The sequence below is a fragment of the Bradyrhizobium sp. 63_E2_N1_3 genome, assembly GCF_052076005.1.
GTDB classification, from domain to species: domain Bacteria; phylum Pseudomonadota; class Alphaproteobacteria; order Rhizobiales; family Xanthobacteraceae; genus Bradyrhizobium; species Bradyrhizobium barranii.
This window is the reverse complement of the sequence record NZ_CP197235.1, coordinates 7,338,591-7,354,994: the sequence shown is the minus strand read 5'-3', so window position 1 is coordinate 7,354,994 and position 16,404 is coordinate 7,338,591. Positions and strand designations below refer to the sequence as shown.

Here is a 16,404-nt window from a genome sequence, read left to right as displayed (position 1 = left end):
TTAGGCGTCGCTCCATGGGTCGAGCAGCGGAACGCCGAAGGCCGCAAAATCTTTCACATTGCGTGTGACGAGCGTGAGATCGTTGGCGAGCGCGGTGGCCGCAAAGAAGCCGTCCATCACGGACAACGCAACGCCATTGCGACGGCTCTGCGCCATCAGGTCGCCCCAGCGCTCAGCGACCGCGTGGTCGATCGGCAGGATGCGCTGCGCGAACCGAGCCGGCAGGTCATGGGCGAGCCAAGCGACCAGTGCGGCGCGCCGACGGCCATCGTCCAGCAGGGCGATGCCGCGGCGAAGCTCGGCGATCGAAGCAACGCTGATGAACGTGCGATCCTCATCGACCGTATCGAGCCATGCCAGGACTTTCGGGGAAGGCGCCGGCCGCTGAACCTCCGACAGCACGTTGGTGTCGAGGAGCAGGTTCACGGCATCTCGTCGCGCGGTTCGTCCTGCACCCGTTCAAGTTCGAGGTCGGCACCGCGCAGCGGCGAAGCCAGCAGGAATTCAGCTAGCGTGCCTTTGCGTGCCGTCTTTCGCGCCCATTCATCCGCGGAAACGACAACCGCATTGGGCCTGCCGTGTCGGGTGATGATCTGGGGGCCAGTTTGGGCGCGATCGACCACCTCGGACAGGCGTGCCTTGGCATTGGCGAGCGTCCACGTGTCAGTCGGGGGCGAATCGGGGGCGGTGCTGCGGTCTGTCATGCCGAATATAACTAATGTGACTATTATGACTATATTGGCTCTACGTGACTATTCAAGATCGTATTGCGGTTTCGATTGGCGTCCGAACTGCCCATTTCCACGGCTGATTGCCCACCAGAAAGTTCCTCTTTCACTTCCCTTCGCCTCTCTTTCATCTTGCTTTCGTTTTTCGGTGTGATCTAATCAAAAACGAAAGTAGTCGCTCGAAGGAACGAGCGGTCGCCGGGGGATGCGTCTGTTGGAGCGTATTTTCGACCTCGCCATTATCGGAGGCGGTGTTAACGGCTGCGGCATCGCGCGCGACGCGGTGGGCCGGGGCAACACGGTTTTCCTGTGCGAAATGAACGATCTGGCGAGCGGGACCTCGTCCTGGTCGACCAAGCTGGTGCATGGCGGCCTGCGCTATCTCGAATATTACGAGTTTCGCCTGGTCCGCGAGGCGCTGATCGAGCGCGAGATCCTTTGGGGCATCGCGCCCCATATCATCCATCCCCTGCGTTTCGTTTTGCCGCATCACGCCGGCCTGCGTCCGGCCTGGCTGCTGCGCCTCGGCCTCTTCCTCTATGACCATATCGGCGGCCGGCACCTGTTGCCGGCGACGCGTTCGGTCGATCTCAGGCGTGACGAGGTCGGCCGCCCGCTGATCCCGAACCGCTACAGCCGCGCGTTCGAATATTCCGACTGCTTCGTCGACGACGCCCGTCTCGTCGTGCTCAACGCGCGCGATGCCGCGGACAAGGGCGCCGAGATCCGCACCCGCACCCGCGCGACGGATATCAAGCAGTCCGGCGGCATCTGGACCGTCAGCATGGTCAGCACGCTGACCGGCGAGCGTTCGCAGATCCAGGCCCGCGCGGTGGTCAATGCCGGCGGCCCCTGGGTCGAGGATGTGCTCGGCCGCGGCGCTGGCGTGAACGCGAAGGCCAAGGTGCGCCTGGTGCAGGGGTCGCACATCGTAGTCAAAAAGCTCTACGACCACGACCGCGCCTACATGTTCCAGAACGCCGACGGCCGCATCATCTTCGTGATCCCGTACCAGGACGATTTCACGCTGATCGGCACCACCGATCGCGATTATGACGGCGATCCCTCCAAGGTGAAGGCGACGCCCGAAGAGATCGAGTACCTCTGCGCCGCCGCGAGCGAATACCTGGCCAAGCCGGTGACTTCGGCGGACGTGGTCTGGACCTATTCCGGCGTGCGGCCGCTTTATGACGACGGCGCCAGCGAAGCCAAGGCCGCGACGCGCGACTACGTGTTCGAGCTCGACACACCCGGCGGCGTGCCGCTGCTCTCGATCTATGGCGGCAAGATTACGACCTACCGCCGACTCGCCGAAGAGGCGCTGGAACGGCTCGCGCCCTATCTTCGCAGTGCGAAAGCGCGCGAAGGCTGGACCGGCAAATGGCCGCTGCCCGGCGGGGACATGGGCGTGTCCGACGTCGACGGCCTGATCGCCGAGCTCCAGCGCGGCTATCCCTTCCTCAGCCATGAGCATGCCCGGCGCCTCGCGCGCGCCTATGGTACCCGCGCCATCAAGCTGCTTGGTGATGCCAAGTCGGTCGCCGATCTCGGCCAGGCCTTCGGCGCGACACTGACCGAACGCGAGGTCCGCTACCTCATGGCCAATGAATGGGCGGTCACGGCGGAAGACATCGTCTGGCGCCGCTCCAAACTTGGCCTGCGACTATCTGCCGACGAGGTTGCTGCATTGAACGACTGGATTGCAACCCACGCTGTGCCGCAAAGTCCCCTGCTGGAAGCGGGAGGACGCCCATGACCGTGACGCTCGATCATGTGACCCGGACCGTCGAGGGGATACCGCACATCCGCGACGTCTCGCTGACGCTCGAGAGCGGGACGCTCAACGTGCTGCTCGGGCCGACGCTGTCAGGCAAGACCTCGATCATGCGGCTGCTCGCCGGCCTCGACAAGCCGACGACGGGCAAGGTGCTGGTCAACGGCAAGGACGTCACCGGCGTCGACGTGCGCAAGCGTTCGGTCGCGATGGTCTATCAGCAGTTCATCAACTACCCCTCGCTCACGGTCTACGAGAACATCGCTTCGCCCTTGCGCGTGCAGGGCAAGCCGCGCGAAGAGATCGAGAAGCGCGTGGCGGAAGCCGCGCGGCTGCTCCGGCTCGAGCCGTTCCTGAAACGCACGCCGCTCCAGCTCTCCGGCGGCCAGCAGCAGCGCACCGCGATGGCGCGCGCGCTGGTGAAGGGCGCCGATCTCGTGCTGCTCGACGAACCGCTCGCCAATCTCGACTACAAGCTGCGCGAGGAGCTTCGTACCGAGCTGCCGCGCATCTTCGAGGCGTCCGGCGCGATCTTCGTTTATGCCACGACCGAGCCGACCGAGGCGCTGCTGCTCGGCGGCAACACGGTCTGCATGTGGGAGGGGCAGGCGCTCCAGATCGGCGAGACGCCGAACGTCTACCGCCGTCCGCAGACGCTGCGTGTCGCTCAGGTGTTCTCCGATCCGCCGCTCAACCTCGTCGGCATCGAGAAAAAGAACGGCTCTGTGCAATATGCAGGCGGCATCGCCGCGCCGGCCTCCGGGCTCTATTCATCGCTCGCCGACGGCGCCTATCGCGTCGGCTTCCGCGCGCATCAGCTCGCCCTCGCCAATGGCGAGACCGACCGCCACGCCTTCCACGCCACGGTGACGGTGACCGAGATCACCGGTTCGGAGAGTTTTGTGCATCTGACCCGCGACGGATCGAACTGGGTGGCAGTGCTGCACGGCGTGCACGAGTTTGAGCCCGGCCAGACCATCGATGCCGTGCTCGATCCCAATGATATCTTCGTCTTCGACGCGGCCGACCGTCTGGTCGCCGCGCCGAGCTCGTAAGGGGGAGATGCGACATGGCCCGCATTGACCTCGTCGATCTCGCCCACTCTTACGGCGGCAATGATGCGCCGCAGGACAGCTTTGCGCTGAAGCCGGTGACCATGACCTGGCGGCAGGGCGGTGCTTACGCGCTGCTCGGCCCGTCCGGTTGCGGCAAGACCACGCTGCTCAACGTCATCTCCGGCATCATCACGCCGTCGCGGGGGAAAATCCTGTTCGACGGCCAGGACATCACACCGCTGTCAACCCAGAAGCGCAACATCGCCCAGGTGTTCCAGTTTCCGGTGATCTACGACACCATGACGGTGGGGCAGAACCTGGCGTTCCCGCTTAAGAACCGCGGCGTGCCGAAGGCCGAGATCGACAAGCGCGTCGCCGAGATCGGCCGCCTGCTCGACCTTGAGCCCTATCTCAATCGCAAGGCGACGCGCCTCACGGCGGATGCCAAGCAAAAAATCTCGCTCGGCCGCGGCCTGGTCCGCTCCGACGTCGCCGCCGTGCTGTTCGACGAGCCGCTGACCGTGATCGATCCCGAGCTGAAATGGCAGCTCCGTTCCAAGCTGAAGGCGTTGCATCGCGAGCTCGACCTGACGATGATCTACGTCACCCACGACCAGACCGAGGCGCTGACCTTCGCCGACACCGTTGTCGTCATGCATGACGGCCGCGTGGTGCAGAGCGGCACGCCCGCCGAGCTGTTCGACAAGCCGGCGCATACGTTCGTGGGCTATTTCATCGGCTCGCCCGGCATGAACATCCTGCCGGCCGAGGTGAAGGGTCGCGAGGCGCGCATCGGCGGGAATGTCATCGCGCTCAACCGCAGCTATGACAGCCTGCCAGCCGGCGCCAAGATCGAGATCGGCGTGCGTCCGGAGTTTGTCGACGCCGTCGCGCCCGCACCCGGATTGCTCAGTGCGAAGATCGACCGCATCGACGACCTCGGCCGCATCCGCTTCGCGCGCGTCCGCATCGGCGAGGCCAAGATCGCGGCGCGCGCGCCGGCGGGCTTCACCAGCGCGGACGGTACCGCCGGGCTGAAGTTCGATCCGGCGCATGTCCACGTCTATGCCGACAGCCTTCTGGTGGAGGGAGCCGCCTGATGGACAAGACCGTCAACCAAAAAGCCTGGTTCCTGGTGCTGCCGGTGTTCCTGGTCGTGGCCTTCTCGGCGGTGCTGCCGCTGATGACGGTCGTGAACTATTCGATGCAGGACACCTTCGGCAACAACCAGTTCTTCTGGAACGGCGTCGGCTGGTTCAAGGAGCTGCTCGATCCATCGACCGATCTCGGCGGCCGATTCCTCGCCTCGCTCGGCCGCAATCTGTTCTTCTCGATGGTGATCCTCGCGATCGAGGTGCCGCTCGGCATCGTCATCGCGCTGTCGATGCCGCGTCAGGGCTGGACGGTGGCGGCCTGCCTCGTCATCCTCGCGCTGCCGCTGCTGATTCCGTGGAACGTGGTCGGCACGATCTGGCAGATCTTCGGCCGGCCCGACATCGGTCTGATGGGCTATGTGCTCAATGCGATCGGCATCGACTACAACTACGTCTCCAACGCCGTCGATGCCTGGGTTACCGTCATCGTGATGGACGTCTGGCACTGGACCAGCCTGGTCGCGCTGCTGTGCTACGCCGGCCTGAAGTCGATCCCCGAGGCCTATTACCAGGCAGCTCAGATCGACGGCGCCTCGCGCTGGGCTGTGTTCAAGGCGATCCAGCTGCCGAAGATGAACCGCGTGCTCCTGATCGCCGTGCTGCTGCGCTTCATGGACTCGTTCATGATCTACACCGAGCCGTTCGTGGTGACGGGTGGCGGACCCGGCAACTCGACGACCTTCGTGTCGATCGAGCTCGTCAAGATCGCGCTCGGCCAGTTCGACCTCGGCAAGGCCGCGGCGCTCTCGCTGGTCTATAATCTGATCATCCTGATCGTCTGCTGGATCTTCTATACCGTCATGACCAATGCCGGCGTCGAACGCAAAGTCCAGGCCGAGACCGAGCCGGCGACGGAGCCCAAGCCTTCGGCCGTGCTCAAGCCCGTGACTGCACTCAAGCCAAAGGAAGGAGTGGCCTGATGCACTCAATTCCCGGCCGCCGCGTCATCATGGCGCTGTTTCTGATCTTCCTGTTGTTGCCGATCTACTGGCTCGTCAACATGAGCTTCAAGACCAACGCAGAAATCGTCTCGACGATGACGCTGTGGCCACATGCGCCGACGCTGCAGCATTACAAGCGCATCTTCACCGACGAGAGCTGGTACTCCGGCTACATCAACTCGCTCAAATACGTCGTCCTCAACACCATCATCTCGATCTCGGTGGCGCTGCCCGCGGCCTACGCGTTCTCGCGCTACCGCTTCCTCGGCGACAAGCACCTGTTCTTCTGGCTGCTGTCGAACCGCATGGCCCCGGCGGCGGTCTATGCGCTGCCGTTCTTCAACCTCTATTCGGCGATCGGCCTGTTCGATACGCCGTGGGCGGTCGCGCTCGCGCATTGCATCTTCAACGTTCCGCTGGCGGTGTGGATCCTCGAAGGCTTCGTCTCCGGCGTGCCGCGCGAGATCGACGAGACCGCCTTCCTCGACGGCTATTCCTTTCCGCGCTTCTTCATCAGGATCCTGGTGCCGCTGATCGCGAGCGGCATCGGCGTCGCCGCCTTCTTCTGCTTCATGTTTTCCTGGGTCGAGCTCCTGCTCGCGCGGACGCTGACCTCGGTGCAGGCAAAACCGATCGCGGCGATCATGACGCGTACGGTGTCGGCTGCGGGCATGGACTGGGGCCTGCTGGCCGCGGCCGGCGTGCTTACCATCATCCCAGGCGCGCTCGTGATCTGGTTCGTCCGCAATTACATCGCGAGCGGTTTCGCGCTCGGTCGGGTCTAGGGAGGCATCGATGGAATCTATTGCATGGATGGCCTGGACGCTGCCGACGGCGATCTTCTTCGTGGCGCTCGCCTCCACCCTCGCGGTCATGACGTGCCTCGCCGCGGTCTATCCCGAAGCCGAGCGCGTCGGCGTGCTCAGCATTCCGACGACGCGGGGCGACCGCCTGTTCATCTCCTTGATCACGGCGGCCGTCATCCACCTTCTGTGGATCGCCTTCGCCGGCACCGACACGCTCGCCACCCTGCCGATCGGCGAGGAAGGTTTTGAGATTTCGAGCCTGTGGCTCGCAAGTGGGATTTCGCTGGCCACGGCCGTGCTCATTTTTCGCACGGTCTGAAGCTCGCGAAGGGACGGCCAGATCCGGGGGCAACCCGGGCCTGTATAAAATTTTGTCGCTGCAACGGAGGAACAACATGCGACAGTTTAGGAGAAGGAAAGGTCCATTGACCAAGAATAGCTTTCTGACCATGTCCAGCGCCGCCGCCATCGTGGCGGTGTCGTTCGCCGTCTCGGCGCCGGTCCGCGCCGCCGACGACGCCGCGATCCAGAAGTGGATTGCGGAATTCCAGCCCTCGACGCTGTCAAAGGACGAGCAGAAGAAGGAGCTGGAGTGGTTCGCCAAGGCCGCCGAGCCCTTCAAGGGCATGGAGATCAACGTCGTCTCCGAGACCATCGCGACCCACGAATACGAGTCGCAGACGCTGGCAAAGGCGTTCTCCGAGCTCACCGGCATCAAGCTCAAGCACGACATCATCCAGGAAGGTGACGTCGTCGAGAAGCTGCAGACCCAGATGCAGTCCGGCAAGAACGTCTATGACGGCTGGATCAACGATTCCGATCTGATCGGCACACACTTCCGCTACGGCCAGACCATCGCGCTGTCGGACTACATGACCGGCGAGGGCAAGGACGTCACCGATCCCCAGCTCGACGTCAACGACTTCATCGGCAAGTCGTTCGGCACCGCGCCGGACGGCAAACTCTATCAGCTGCCCGACCAGCAGTTCGCGAACCTCTATTGGTTCCGCTACGACTGGTTCACCAACGCGGACTACAAGGCCAAGTTCAAGGCCAAGTATGGCTACGAGCTCGGCGTGCCCGTGAACTGGTCGGCCTATGAAGACATCGCCGAGTTCTTCACGAACGACATCAAGGAGATCAACGGCGTCAAGGTCTACGGCCATATGGACTATGGCAAGAAGGACCCGTCGCTCGGATGGCGTTTCACCGACGCCTGGCTGTCGATGGCCGGCAACGGTGACAAGGGCATTCCGAACGGTCTGCCGGTCGACGAATGGGGCATCCGCATGGAAGGCTGCCGTCCGGTCGGCTCCTCGGTCGATCGCGGTGGCGACACCAACGGTCCGGCCGCGGTCTACTCGATCACCAAGTACCTCGAGTGGATGAAGAAGTATGCTCCGCCGCAGGCCCAGGGCATGACCTTCTCCGAGTCCGGTCCCGTGCCGGCGCAGGGCAACATCGCCCAGCAGATGTTCTGGTACACCGCCTTCACCGCCGACATGGTGAAGCCGGGCATCGCCGTGATGAACGCGGACGGTACGCCGAAATGGCGTATGGCTCCGTCGCCGCACGGCTCGTACTGGAAGGAAGGCATGAAGCTCGGCTACCAGGACGCCGGCTCGCTCACGCTGTTGAAGTCGACCCCGGCTGACCGCCGCAAGGCGGCCTGGCTCTATCTCCAGTTCATCGTCTCCAAGACGGTGTCGCTGAAGAAGAGCCATGTCGGTCTCACCTTCATCCGTGAATCCGACATCTGGGACAAGTCGTTCACCGAGCGTGCGCCGAAGCTCGGCGGCCTGATCGAGTTCTACCGCTCGCCCGCGCGCGTGCAGTGGACCCCGACCGGCAACAACGTGCCTGACTATCCGAAGCTCGCGCAGCTCTGGTGGCAGAACATCGGCGATGCGTCGTCCGGTGCGAAGACGCCGCAAGCCGCGATGGATGCACTCGCGGCCGCTCAGGACTCCGTCATGGAGCGCCTCGAGAAGTCCGGCGTGCAGGGCGCCTGCGGTCCGAAGCTGCACAAGAAGGAGACCGCCGAGTACTGGTACGCCAAGGCCCAGAAGGACGGCACCATCGCACCGCAGCGCAAGCTCGCCAACGAGAAGCCGAAGGGTGAGACGGTCGACTACGACACGCTGATCAAGTCGTGGCCGGCATCCCCGCCCAAGCGCGCGGAAGCGAAGTAAGCGGCGCATAGCGTCATCAAACACGAAAGGCCGGGAGCGATCCCGGCCTTTTTCCTGGCGGATGTCGAGAATGGCGATTGTGCCGACTACTACACACTCGCTGTCATCGCCCGACTTGATCGGGCGATCCAGTATTCCAGAGACGGTCGTGATTGAACCGAAGAGCCGCGGCGTACTGGATGCCCCGCCTTCGCGGGGCATGACAGCCGTCGTGTGGTTGGTACTTACTCCGCCGGCTCGGCCGCGAGCGTCGGATAATCCGTGTAGCCCTTCGCGCCGCCGCCGTAGAACGTGTTCTTGTCCCAGTCGTTCAGCGCCGCGCCCGTCTTCAGCCGCTCGACCAGGTCGGGGTTGGAGATAAACGGCTTGCCGAAGGCAATGAGATCGGCCGCGTTCGCGTCCAGCACCTTGGTCGCGAGATCGAAGTCGTAGCCGTTGTTGGCGATGTAGGCGCCGGTGAAGCGCTTGCGCAGGCCCGCATAGTCGAACGGCGCGATGTCGCGCGGGCCGCCGGTGGCGCCTTCGACCACGTGCAGATAGACGAGCTTGAGCGCGTTGAGACCGTCGACGATGTGATCGAACAAGGCCTGCGGATTGGAGTCGGAGAGGTCGTTGGCTGGCGTCACCGGCGAGATGCGGATGCCGGTGCGGTCGGCGCCGGCCTCGGCGGCAACAGCCCTGGAAACCTCCAGCATCAGCCGCGCGCGGTTCTCGATGGAGCCGCCGTAAGCATCGGTGCGCTTGTTGGCACCGTCCCTTGCGAACTGGTCGAGCAGATAGCCGTTGGCGCCGTGGATTTCGACGCCGTCGAATCCGGCCTCGAGCGCATTCTTGGTGGCGCGCTTGAAGTCATCGATGATGCCGGGAAGTTCGGAGAGCTCGAGCGCGCGGGGTTCGGAGACGTCGGCAAAAGTGCCGTTGACAAAGGTCTTGCCCTTGGCGCGGATCGCGCTCGGCGCCACCGGGGCTGCGCCATTGGCCTGGAGATCGACATGCGAGATGCGGCCGACATGCCAGAGCTGGATGAAGATCTTGCCGCCGCGCTCATGCACGCGGTCGGTGACCTTGCGCCAGCCGGCGACCTGGTCCTTGCTGTAGATGCCGGGCGTGTCCTGGTAGCCCTGGCCCTGCTGTGAGATCTGGCTCGCTTCGGTGACCAGGAGACCTGCGGAGGCGCGCTGGCCGTAATAATCGGCGGCAAGCGGGCTCGGCACGAACGTGCCGGGCGCTGCGCGGTTGCGCGTCAGCGGCGCCATCACGAGGCGGTTGGCCAGCGTGATCGGGCCGAGCTTGTAGGTCTCTAGCAATTTGGTCGGGCGGCTCATGGGAATGCTTCCAGGCGGTGAGAGATCACGAACACTTGTGCATCGCGACAATCAGCGCAAGGGAGGAGCCATACGGAAAGTGCAGGCGAGCTACGCGGCCTGGCCCGCGTAGCATGATTCATGTGCAATCCCGGCCATGACAGCGGATTTGCGCTTCCACGGCCTGCGATCCCTCAGTTCGCGCCGAGGAAATCGCGCTTGCCGATCTCGACGCCGTTGTGACGCATGATGCCGTGAGCGGTGGTGGCGTGGAAATAGAAGTTCGGCAGCGAGACCCCGCTGAAGAACTGCTGGCCCTTGAGCGTCATGGTCCGGTCCGGGCCCGCCGGGAAGGTCACGTCCTTGGTGTCGGCGCCTTCGAACTGCTCCGGCTTGTACGATTTCACGTAGTCGATCGTCTTGGCGAGCCGCTGCTTCAGCTCCTCAAACGTCTTTTCCGTGTCGGGCATCGAAGGCACCTCGCTATGGGTCAGCCTGGCGCAGCCCTTGGCGGCGAAATCGCTGGCGAGCTGGATCTGCTTCGACAGCGGCAGCATGTCCGGGAAGAGGCGCGAGCCGAGCAGGACGCCCGGGTCGATCTTTTTGGCCGCGCAATGCGCCTCAGCCTTGGTGAGCAGGCCGGTCAGGCTGTTCAGCATTTGCAAGTACGCGGGGACGACGGCGTCGTGGAAGGACATGTGATGCTCGCTTGTGAATGGGAAATCTCAGGAGAAACCTGAGCCACTCACATGGGAGCATCACAGAAAATTACAATCGCGAGAGCGGCTTGTGCGGTGCGAAAATTCTAGCGAGCCACACCCGCAGTGTCATCGCCCGCGAAGGCGGGCGATCCAGTACGCCGCAGCGGTTCGATTCCGGCCGCGCTGTCTCGGAGTACTGGATGCCCCGCCTTCGCGGGGCATGACGGAGAGTAGAGGCCTTAGCGCACCATCCCCGCCGGCTGCGCCTGGGCCGTGCCGCCGCGCATCCGCGCGAGCAGCTCGGCGGTCGGCCAGGAATCGGCGGGCAGGCCGTATTTGATCTGCATCGCCTTCACGGCGGCACGGCTCTGCTGGCCCAGCACACCGTCGACCTTGCCGACGTTGAAGCCGGCCTGGACCAGGAGCTGCTGCAATTGCTTGAGTTCGTTGAACGGCAGTTGCGCGACCGGTTGGGCCGGCTTGCGCATCGGAGCCGCGCCCGCGATGCGCGTGGCGAGATAACCCGCGGTGGTCGAATAGATCAGCGAATTATTCCACTCGGTGTAGGCCGCGAAATTCGCATACGCCATGAAGGCAGGTCCATTGCGTCCCATCGGCAGCAGCACGGACGACGCGAGATTGTCGTTCGGCAGCGGACGGCCGTCGGGATAGGTGACTCCCAACTGCGACCATTTCGAGCGCGGCTGCTGCACCGTGAGGTCGGTCTGATCCCAGGGCAGGTTCTGCGGCACCTTGATCTCTTCGAGCCACGGCTCGCCGCGCCGCCACTTCAATCCGTTGGCGATGTAGTTCGCGGTCGAGCCGATCACGTCGTCCTCGCTGCGCAAGAGATCGCGCCGTCCGTCGCCGTCATAGTCGACGGCGTAGTTGACGTAATGCACGGGCAGGAATTGCGTCTGCCCGAGCTCGCCGGCCCAGGAGCCGACCATCTCGTCGGGTGTGAGATCGCCACGATCGATGATCTTCAGCGCGGCGATGGTCTCGTTCACGAACATCTCCGAGCGCCGGCAGTCATAGGCCAGCGACACCAGTGATTTCAGCGTCGGCAGATTGCCCATGTTGACGCCGAAATCGCTCTCGAGGCCCCAGAACGCGGCGATCACCGCCGGCGGCACGCCGTATTCCTTTTCGGCGCGTGCGAACGCAGCCGCGTGGCTCTTGATGTGCTGCTGGCCGTTCTGCATGCGATAGGGCGCGGCCATGCGGCCGGCAAATTCGGTGAAGAGCTGGCCGAACACGCGCTGGCCGCGGTCGCGATTGACGATGCCCTGGTCGTAGACGAGGTAGGGCGAGGCTTCCGATATCGTCCGCTGCGACACGCCGGCGGTAACGGCCTGCTTTTTCACGTCGGCCAGGAAGCGATCGAAGCTCGTGCCATTGTGGCACGAGGCCGCGCGCGGCGACGGGGTTGTGGCTTTGGGCGCGATGGGCTTGGCGGGTGGTGGCGCGAACTGGGCGGAGGCGGGGAGGGCGAAGGCGAGCAGAGCGGCGGCCGCGATCGCAAATCGGGTCTGGAGCATGAGGTTTCCGGCGGGGAGAAGGGCGCGTGTGGAATCTTGCTAAAGCTTAAGTGAATTGAGCGCCTCAAACCATCCCTTCGTCATGGCCGGGCTTGTCCCAGCCATCCACGCCTTTCGGGCCTTGTGTAGAGGAAGAACGTGGATGCCCGGGCCTTCGCCGCGCCGAAGCGGCTTCGGCCGCGCAGGCGGGACAAGCCCGGGCATGACGGAAATGCAATGTTGGGCATAGCCGCGGCCCCGCGACGCACCTTGAAACCTTGCACCCGGGCCGGGGTCATCCCTACCTGAATAGCGCCGGCCAGAGGTTTGCCCGCGGCCGCCCTGGGAGACGGCCATGAACTATCTGCGTACCGCAATGCTGCTCGCCGGCCTCACCGCCCTGTTCATGGGCGTCGGCTATCTGATCGGCGGTGCCACCGGCGCCATGATCGCGCTCGTCATTGCCGCCGCGACCAATCTCTTCACCTACTGGAACTCCGACCGCATGGTGCTCCGCATGTACGGCGCCCATGAGGTCGACCGCGCCAGCGCGCCGGAGCTGGTCGGGCTCGTCGCCGAGCTTGCGGGCCGCGCCTCGCTGCCGATGCCGCGTGTGTTCGTAATGGACGAGGCGCAGCCCAACGCGTTCGCGACCGGGCGCAACCCGCAGAATGCCGCGGTCGCCGTCACCACCGGCCTTGTGCATCAGCTCAGCCGCGAGGAACTTGCCGGCGTGATCGCGCACGAGCTCGCGCATATCAAGCATCACGACACGCTGCTGATGACTGTTACCGCGACCATCGCCGGCGCGATCTCGATGCTGGCGCAGTTCGGCATGTTCTTCGGCGGCCATCGCGACAACAACGGCCCCGGCATCGTCGGCTCGATCCTGATGATGATCCTCGCCCCGATCGGCGCCATGCTGGTGCAGATGGCGATCAGCCGTACCCGCGAATACGCCGCGGACAATCTCGGCGCGCGCATTGCGGGCCAGCCAATGTGGCTGGCGTCGGCGCTGCTGAAGATCGAAGGCGCCGCGCATCAGGTCCCGAACTACGATGCCGAGAGAAACCCCGCGACCGCGCACATGTTCATCATCAACCCGCTGTCGGGCCATGGTGTGGACAATCTGTTCGCCACCCATCCTTCGACGCAGAACCGCATCGCGGCGCTCCAGCAGCTCGCGGCCGAGCTCGGCGCGCAGGCATCTCCGTCGGTCGGCGCCAACGAAAACTATCCGCCGCGGAGCCCGTGGGGGCAGTCGTCCTCACGCGGCCCTTCACCTGGTCCTTCCCGTGGCCCTTGGGGCTGATGCGGAACCGGCCGGAATCGCGCCCGGCTTTGTGACCGGCTTTTGTGACCTGGCGCACACAGGATGGTCCCGGCCGGTGTTAACACCATGGCGAGACTGTTCCTTCGAAAGGGGATGCGTGGCCGGTCCTCTGCCTGCCACGGTCGAAGATGACCAAAGCTGCGGTACCATTGTTGATCGTCCTGGGCGTGCTCATTGGCCTGTCCACGCACACGGTCGTCAATTGCGGGGACGAGGACGAGCCCGACATCTGCTCGGCGGTGATCGGATTCTCGCCGCTGCGGGGATCGCTGATCGCGTTCGCCTATGAAGGGCGCGGACGGATCGCGTTGCGCCACGGCGACTGGCGGCGGGCGATCGCGGATTTCGACGAGGCCATCCACCTCAATCCCAACCGCGCCTCGCTGTATCGCGACCGGGCGCAGGCGCGCCGGCAGAACGGCGACCTGGAGCTTGCCATCGAGGATTACGACGAGGCGATCGCGCATGATCCCAGGCACGCCGCGCCCTATCACCAACGCGGTCTCGCGCTCGCCGCCACCGGCGATCTCGATCGCGCCATCCTGAGCTACAACACGGCGGTCCGTCTCGACCCGTCGGATGCGCAGGCCCGCCTCGACCGCGGCCTTGCATTCCTCGCCCGCGGCCAGGCCGACGACGCACGCGCCGATTTCGAAGCCGCTCTCGCGCTGCCGGCCGGCAAGGACGACCGCACCCGCGACGCAGCCCGCGCCAAGCTCGCCGAGCTCGCGAGCGCCGAGCCGAACCAGGCCCCCGCGCCGAGGCGGTAGAGATATCTAGAGCCGCATTCGCCGCTGCAACCCTCTCCCCTTGCGGGAGAGGGTGGCTCGCCGCGATAGCGGCGAGACGGGTGAGGGGTATCTCTCCACGATTGATCCTCTCGCAGACGAGTACGCGGAAAGAACCCCTCATCCGGCGCCATAGCCGAAGCTTCGCTTCGGCGTTCTTAAGAACGGCGGCCGAAGGCCGCCTATGCCACCTTCTCCCACAAGGGGAGAAGGAAGAAAGTGCGCGCTTACTTCGCTTTCTTGGCTTTGGCCTTCTTCGCCTTTTTCACCGGCTTCTCCTTCGCCTTCTTCTCCACCTTCGCCGGGATCGGCGTGCTGGCGACGAGGCGCATCGAGCGGGCGTAGCTGTCGGCGACGTTGTCGGCGGACATCTGGAGGCGCTTGGCGGCGGCGGTGGCCTGCTCCATCGTGGCCTTGGCCATCATCTTGAAGCGGTCGCCGGTCTCCTTGCCCTTGGCCTTGGCCGCAAGGCCGTTGAAGCGATCCCGGCGCTCCTTGGCGCGGGTCAAAAGGCCCGTATGCAGCTGTCTGGCCAGTTGCCGGATCACGACATCCAGGTCGGCGTCCGCCATGTTGTTCTATCCTCTTAAAACGGTATCGATGCGGGCGGGACTATGCAGATCGGGCCCCGCCTTGGCAATTCCCGGCGGTGCGTCATCCGCAGCTTCCGGTTACCAAACCAAAAAAGCCGCGCATTTTTGCGCGGCTTTCTGGGGTGGCTTGGCGCAGACGCCTTATTTCAGCGAGGCAACCGGTCCGCTCGCCGGTGCCGGATCGGGGTCGAAGCCGAACACGCCGACCAGATATTTGTAATAGTCCGGCATCTTCTCCTTGAGCGCCTCGCGCGACTTCGGGTCGTGGAATTCGCTCTTGCCGGCCAGGAAGATGCTGGCGGTCACGGCAAAGAATTCCATGGGATTCTTCATCGCATAGGATTCCTTGGGCAACAGGTCCTTGGACTTGGCAAGGGCGAAATAGCCGATCACGCCCTTGTTGGCGTAGCCGTCCGGCAACAGCCGCGCGTGATAGGCGTGCAGCAGCTCGTGCAGCAGCACGGCTTCCTTCTCGTAGCGCATCATGTCCGGCCGCAGCATGATCACGCCGAGGCCCGAATCGACCGCGAGGTCGACGGCGTTCGGATTGGTCCAGCGCTGCTTGTCGGGGTCCCAGACCGTCAGCGTCCGGGGTGCGGTGCGCTGGATATCCGGCGTGACCCGGCCGTAGCATGCGGTCGCGGCGCCTTCGTCGAGGCAGGCGAGCTCGCTCGCGACGATCGGAACGGTGTGGAAGAAGCGCAGCACGCGCGGCGACAGGCCGGAAGCCTCGACGACGTCGATCTGCTGCTTCAGATTGTCGGTGAGCTTGTCGACGTCCTTGCGCTCGGAATTCTCCGTCAGGTCGAACATGTAGCCGCGGTAGCTCTGGAAGCCCGGCGGCAGCACCTGCGCTGCCCCGGCCGACGCGTCGAGCGATCCGGCATGGGATGGATTGGCGAAGAGCGCGCCCACAACGGTCGCGGTCAGCAGCAGCGCAGCGCGCATGATGAACCCCCTGTTGTCACTTCACCCGGCAGAATAGGCCGCCGCCGTTTGCGAAAAGTGAGTGGGGCGAGACTAAGGCACCGATGTTGAGGCGTGCTTAACCGTTGGTTGCAGATCGCGGGAATGGATTAGTGGCGGGTTAACCAAGCGTGGATTGGTCGCGCGCTTCGGCGTAGGATCGAAGCCGGGCACATGCCCGACAGCAATAGCCGGAGGAGGATGCCATGTATGCCGCCATCCGTCAGGCCAAGGCGAAAAGCGGGAGCGCCGAAGAGCTGGCGCGCCGCATCAAGGACGGCGCCGTTCCGATCATCAGCGACGTCGACGGTTTCCGTGCCTACTACGTCGTCTATGCCGGCGACGACACGGTCACCGCCATCTCCATCTTCGACAAGTTCGAGCAGGCGGAGGAGGCGAACCGGCGAGCGATCGCCTGGATCGAGAAGGATCTGGGGCCGCTGCTCGCAGGGCACGCGAGCGCCGCAGCCGGGCCGGTGATCGTGCATACGCTGGCGTAGGTGGACGGATCGCTCTCGCCTCACACTCAACTGTCATCGCCCGGCTTGA

The 16,404-nt window shown here is 64.4% G+C and carries 17 protein-coding genes; 10 read left to right on the top strand and 7 right to left on the bottom strand.

What is annotated here, in order from left to right:
- A complete protein-coding gene (locus AB7531_RS34925) occupies nt 1-426 on the bottom strand; it encodes a type II toxin-antitoxin system VapC family toxin (protein WP_063985190.1) in 426 nt (141 codons plus the stop codon).
- Entirely contained in the window at nt 423-704 is a 282-nt protein-coding gene (locus AB7531_RS34920; protein WP_028148610.1) for a type II toxin-antitoxin system Phd/YefM family antitoxin, read from the bottom strand. Before AB7531_RS34920 ends, AB7531_RS34925 begins: the two co-directional genes overlap by 4 nt.
- 229 nt (nt 705-933) lie before the next feature.
- Here AB7531_RS34920 and glpD point away from each other — a divergent pair, with 229 nt between their 5' ends.
- The 7 genes from glpD (at nt 934) to AB7531_RS34885 (ending at nt 8,650) form a co-directional block, all read left to right on the top strand.
- Complete coding sequence (gene glpD / locus AB7531_RS34915) at nt 934-2,484, top strand: glycerol-3-phosphate dehydrogenase (protein ID WP_063985189.1); 1,551 nt, start codon at nt 934-936, stop codon at nt 2,482-2,484.
- Complete coding sequence (locus tag AB7531_RS34910; protein ID WP_063985188.1) at nt 2,481-3,557, top strand: ABC transporter ATP-binding protein; 1,077 nt, start codon at nt 2,481-2,483, stop codon at nt 3,555-3,557. Before glpD ends, AB7531_RS34910 begins: the two co-directional genes overlap by 4 nt.
- A gap of 14 nt (nt 3,558-3,571) precedes the next feature.
- Nucleotides 3,572-4,657 (top strand): ABC transporter ATP-binding protein, encoded by a 1,086-nt coding sequence (locus AB7531_RS34905; RefSeq protein WP_063985187.1) that lies wholly within the window; start codon nt 3,572-3,574, stop codon nt 4,655-4,657.
- Nucleotides 4,657-5,631: a carbohydrate ABC transporter permease gene (locus tag AB7531_RS34900; RefSeq protein WP_063985186.1), complete on the top strand. Its 975-nt coding sequence runs from the start codon at nt 4,657-4,659 to the stop codon at nt 5,629-5,631. The genes AB7531_RS34905 and AB7531_RS34900 overlap by 1 nt, the downstream gene beginning before the upstream one ends.
- Nucleotides 5,631-6,437, top strand: a complete 807-nt coding sequence (locus tag AB7531_RS34895) for a carbohydrate ABC transporter permease (RefSeq protein WP_063985185.1) — start codon at nt 5,631-5,633, stop codon at nt 6,435-6,437. Before AB7531_RS34900 ends, AB7531_RS34895 begins: the two co-directional genes overlap by 1 nt.
- Nucleotides 6,438-6,447: 10 nt before the next feature.
- Nucleotides 6,448-6,777, top strand: coding sequence for a DUF2160 domain-containing protein (locus tag AB7531_RS34890; protein ID WP_063985184.1), 330 nt, complete (start codon nt 6,448-6,450; stop codon nt 6,775-6,777).
- A 130-nt stretch (nt 6,778-6,907) separates the two neighbouring features.
- Nucleotides 6,908-8,650 (top strand): ABC transporter substrate-binding protein, encoded by a 1,743-nt coding sequence (locus tag AB7531_RS34885; RefSeq protein ID WP_063985183.1) that lies wholly within the window; start codon nt 6,908-6,910, stop codon nt 8,648-8,650.
- A 224-nt stretch (nt 8,651-8,874) separates the two neighbouring features.
- Here AB7531_RS34885 and AB7531_RS34880 read toward each other — a convergent pair whose 3' ends face one another.
- From AB7531_RS34880 to AB7531_RS34870, 3 genes are all read right to left on the bottom strand, one after another.
- On the bottom strand, nt 8,875-9,975 hold the full coding sequence (locus AB7531_RS34880) for an alkene reductase (RefSeq protein WP_063985182.1): 1,101 nt from the start codon (nt 9,973-9,975) through the stop codon (nt 8,875-8,877).
- Between the two features lie 173 nt (nt 9,976-10,148).
- The gene (locus AB7531_RS34875; protein WP_063985181.1) at nt 10,149-10,652 is read right to left on the bottom strand and encodes a DUF1993 domain-containing protein; all 504 of its coding nucleotides are present in this window, start codon (nt 10,650-10,652) and stop codon (nt 10,149-10,151) included.
- 242 nt (nt 10,653-10,894) lie between these two features.
- A complete protein-coding gene (locus AB7531_RS34870; RefSeq protein ID WP_063985180.1) occupies nt 10,895-12,196 on the bottom strand; it encodes a lytic murein transglycosylase in 1,302 nt (433 codons plus the stop codon).
- 334 nt (nt 12,197-12,530) lie between these two features.
- Between AB7531_RS34870 and htpX the strand changes: the two genes are divergently transcribed.
- On the top strand, nt 12,531-13,487 hold the full coding sequence (htpX, locus tag AB7531_RS34865; protein ID WP_063985179.1) for a zinc metalloprotease HtpX: 957 nt from the start codon (nt 12,531-12,533) through the stop codon (nt 13,485-13,487).
- A 149-nt stretch (nt 13,488-13,636) separates the two neighbouring features.
- Complete coding sequence (locus AB7531_RS34860) at nt 13,637-14,278, top strand: tetratricopeptide repeat protein (RefSeq protein ID WP_187387797.1); 642 nt, start codon at nt 13,637-13,639, stop codon at nt 14,276-14,278.
- 245 nt (nt 14,279-14,523) lie between these two features.
- Here the strand turns inward: AB7531_RS34860 and AB7531_RS34855 are convergent, their stop codons facing one another.
- On the bottom strand, nt 14,524-14,868 hold the full coding sequence (locus AB7531_RS34855) for a hypothetical protein (RefSeq protein WP_063985177.1): 345 nt from the start codon (nt 14,866-14,868) through the stop codon (nt 14,524-14,526).
- 162 nt (nt 14,869-15,030) lie between these two features.
- Nucleotides 15,031-15,837 carry a hypothetical protein gene (locus tag AB7531_RS34850; protein WP_063985176.1) on the bottom strand — a complete coding sequence of 269 codons (807 nt, stop codon included), beginning with the start codon at nt 15,835-15,837 and terminating at the stop codon, nt 15,031-15,033.
- A gap of 224 nt (nt 15,838-16,061) precedes the next feature.
- Here AB7531_RS34850 and AB7531_RS34845 point away from each other — a divergent pair, with 224 nt between their 5' ends.
- Entirely contained in the window at nt 16,062-16,355 is a 294-nt protein-coding gene (locus AB7531_RS34845) for an antibiotic biosynthesis monooxygenase (RefSeq protein WP_014497428.1), read from the top strand.
- Nucleotides 16,356-16,404: the final 49 nt, after the last annotated feature.

Coding starts and splice junctions, on each gene's coding strand:
- AB7531_RS34880 (WP_063985182.1), bottom strand. CDS start 9,975: ATGAGCCGCCCGACCAAATTGCTAGAGACCTACAAGCTCGGCCCGATC.
- AB7531_RS34910 (WP_063985188.1), top strand. CDS start 2,481: ATGACCGTGACGCTCGATCATGTGACCCGGACCGTCGAGGGGATACCG.
- AB7531_RS34850 (WP_063985176.1), bottom strand. CDS start 15,837: ATGCGCGCTGCGCTGCTGCTGACCGCGACCGTTGTGGGCGCGCTCTTC.
- AB7531_RS34870 (WP_063985180.1), bottom strand. CDS start 12,196: ATGCTCCAGACCCGATTTGCGATCGCGGCCGCCGCTCTGCTCGCCTTC.
- AB7531_RS34885 (WP_063985183.1), top strand. CDS start 6,908: ATGTCCAGCGCCGCCGCCATCGTGGCGGTGTCGTTCGCCGTCTCGGCG.
- glpD (WP_063985189.1), top strand. CDS start 934: ATGCGTCTGTTGGAGCGTATTTTCGACCTCGCCATTATCGGAGGCGGT.
- AB7531_RS34860 (WP_187387797.1), top strand. CDS start 13,637: ATGACCAAAGCTGCGGTACCATTGTTGATCGTCCTGGGCGTGCTCATT.
- AB7531_RS34895 (WP_063985185.1), top strand. CDS start 5,631: ATGCACTCAATTCCCGGCCGCCGCGTCATCATGGCGCTGTTTCTGATC.
- AB7531_RS34845 (WP_014497428.1), top strand. CDS start 16,062: ATGTATGCCGCCATCCGTCAGGCCAAGGCGAAAAGCGGGAGCGCCGAA.
- AB7531_RS34875 (WP_063985181.1), bottom strand. CDS start 10,652: ATGTCCTTCCACGACGCCGTCGTCCCCGCGTACTTGCAAATGCTGAAC.
- htpX (WP_063985179.1), top strand. CDS start 12,531: ATGAACTATCTGCGTACCGCAATGCTGCTCGCCGGCCTCACCGCCCTG.
- AB7531_RS34855 (WP_063985177.1), bottom strand. CDS start 14,868: ATGGCGGACGCCGACCTGGATGTCGTGATCCGGCAACTGGCCAGACAG.
- AB7531_RS34920 (WP_028148610.1), bottom strand. CDS start 704: ATGACAGACCGCAGCACCGCCCCCGATTCGCCCCCGACTGACACGTGG.
- AB7531_RS34905 (WP_063985187.1), top strand. CDS start 3,572: ATGGCCCGCATTGACCTCGTCGATCTCGCCCACTCTTACGGCGGCAAT.
- AB7531_RS34890 (WP_063985184.1), top strand. CDS start 6,448: ATGGAATCTATTGCATGGATGGCCTGGACGCTGCCGACGGCGATCTTC.
- AB7531_RS34900 (WP_063985186.1), top strand. CDS start 4,657: ATGGACAAGACCGTCAACCAAAAAGCCTGGTTCCTGGTGCTGCCGGTG.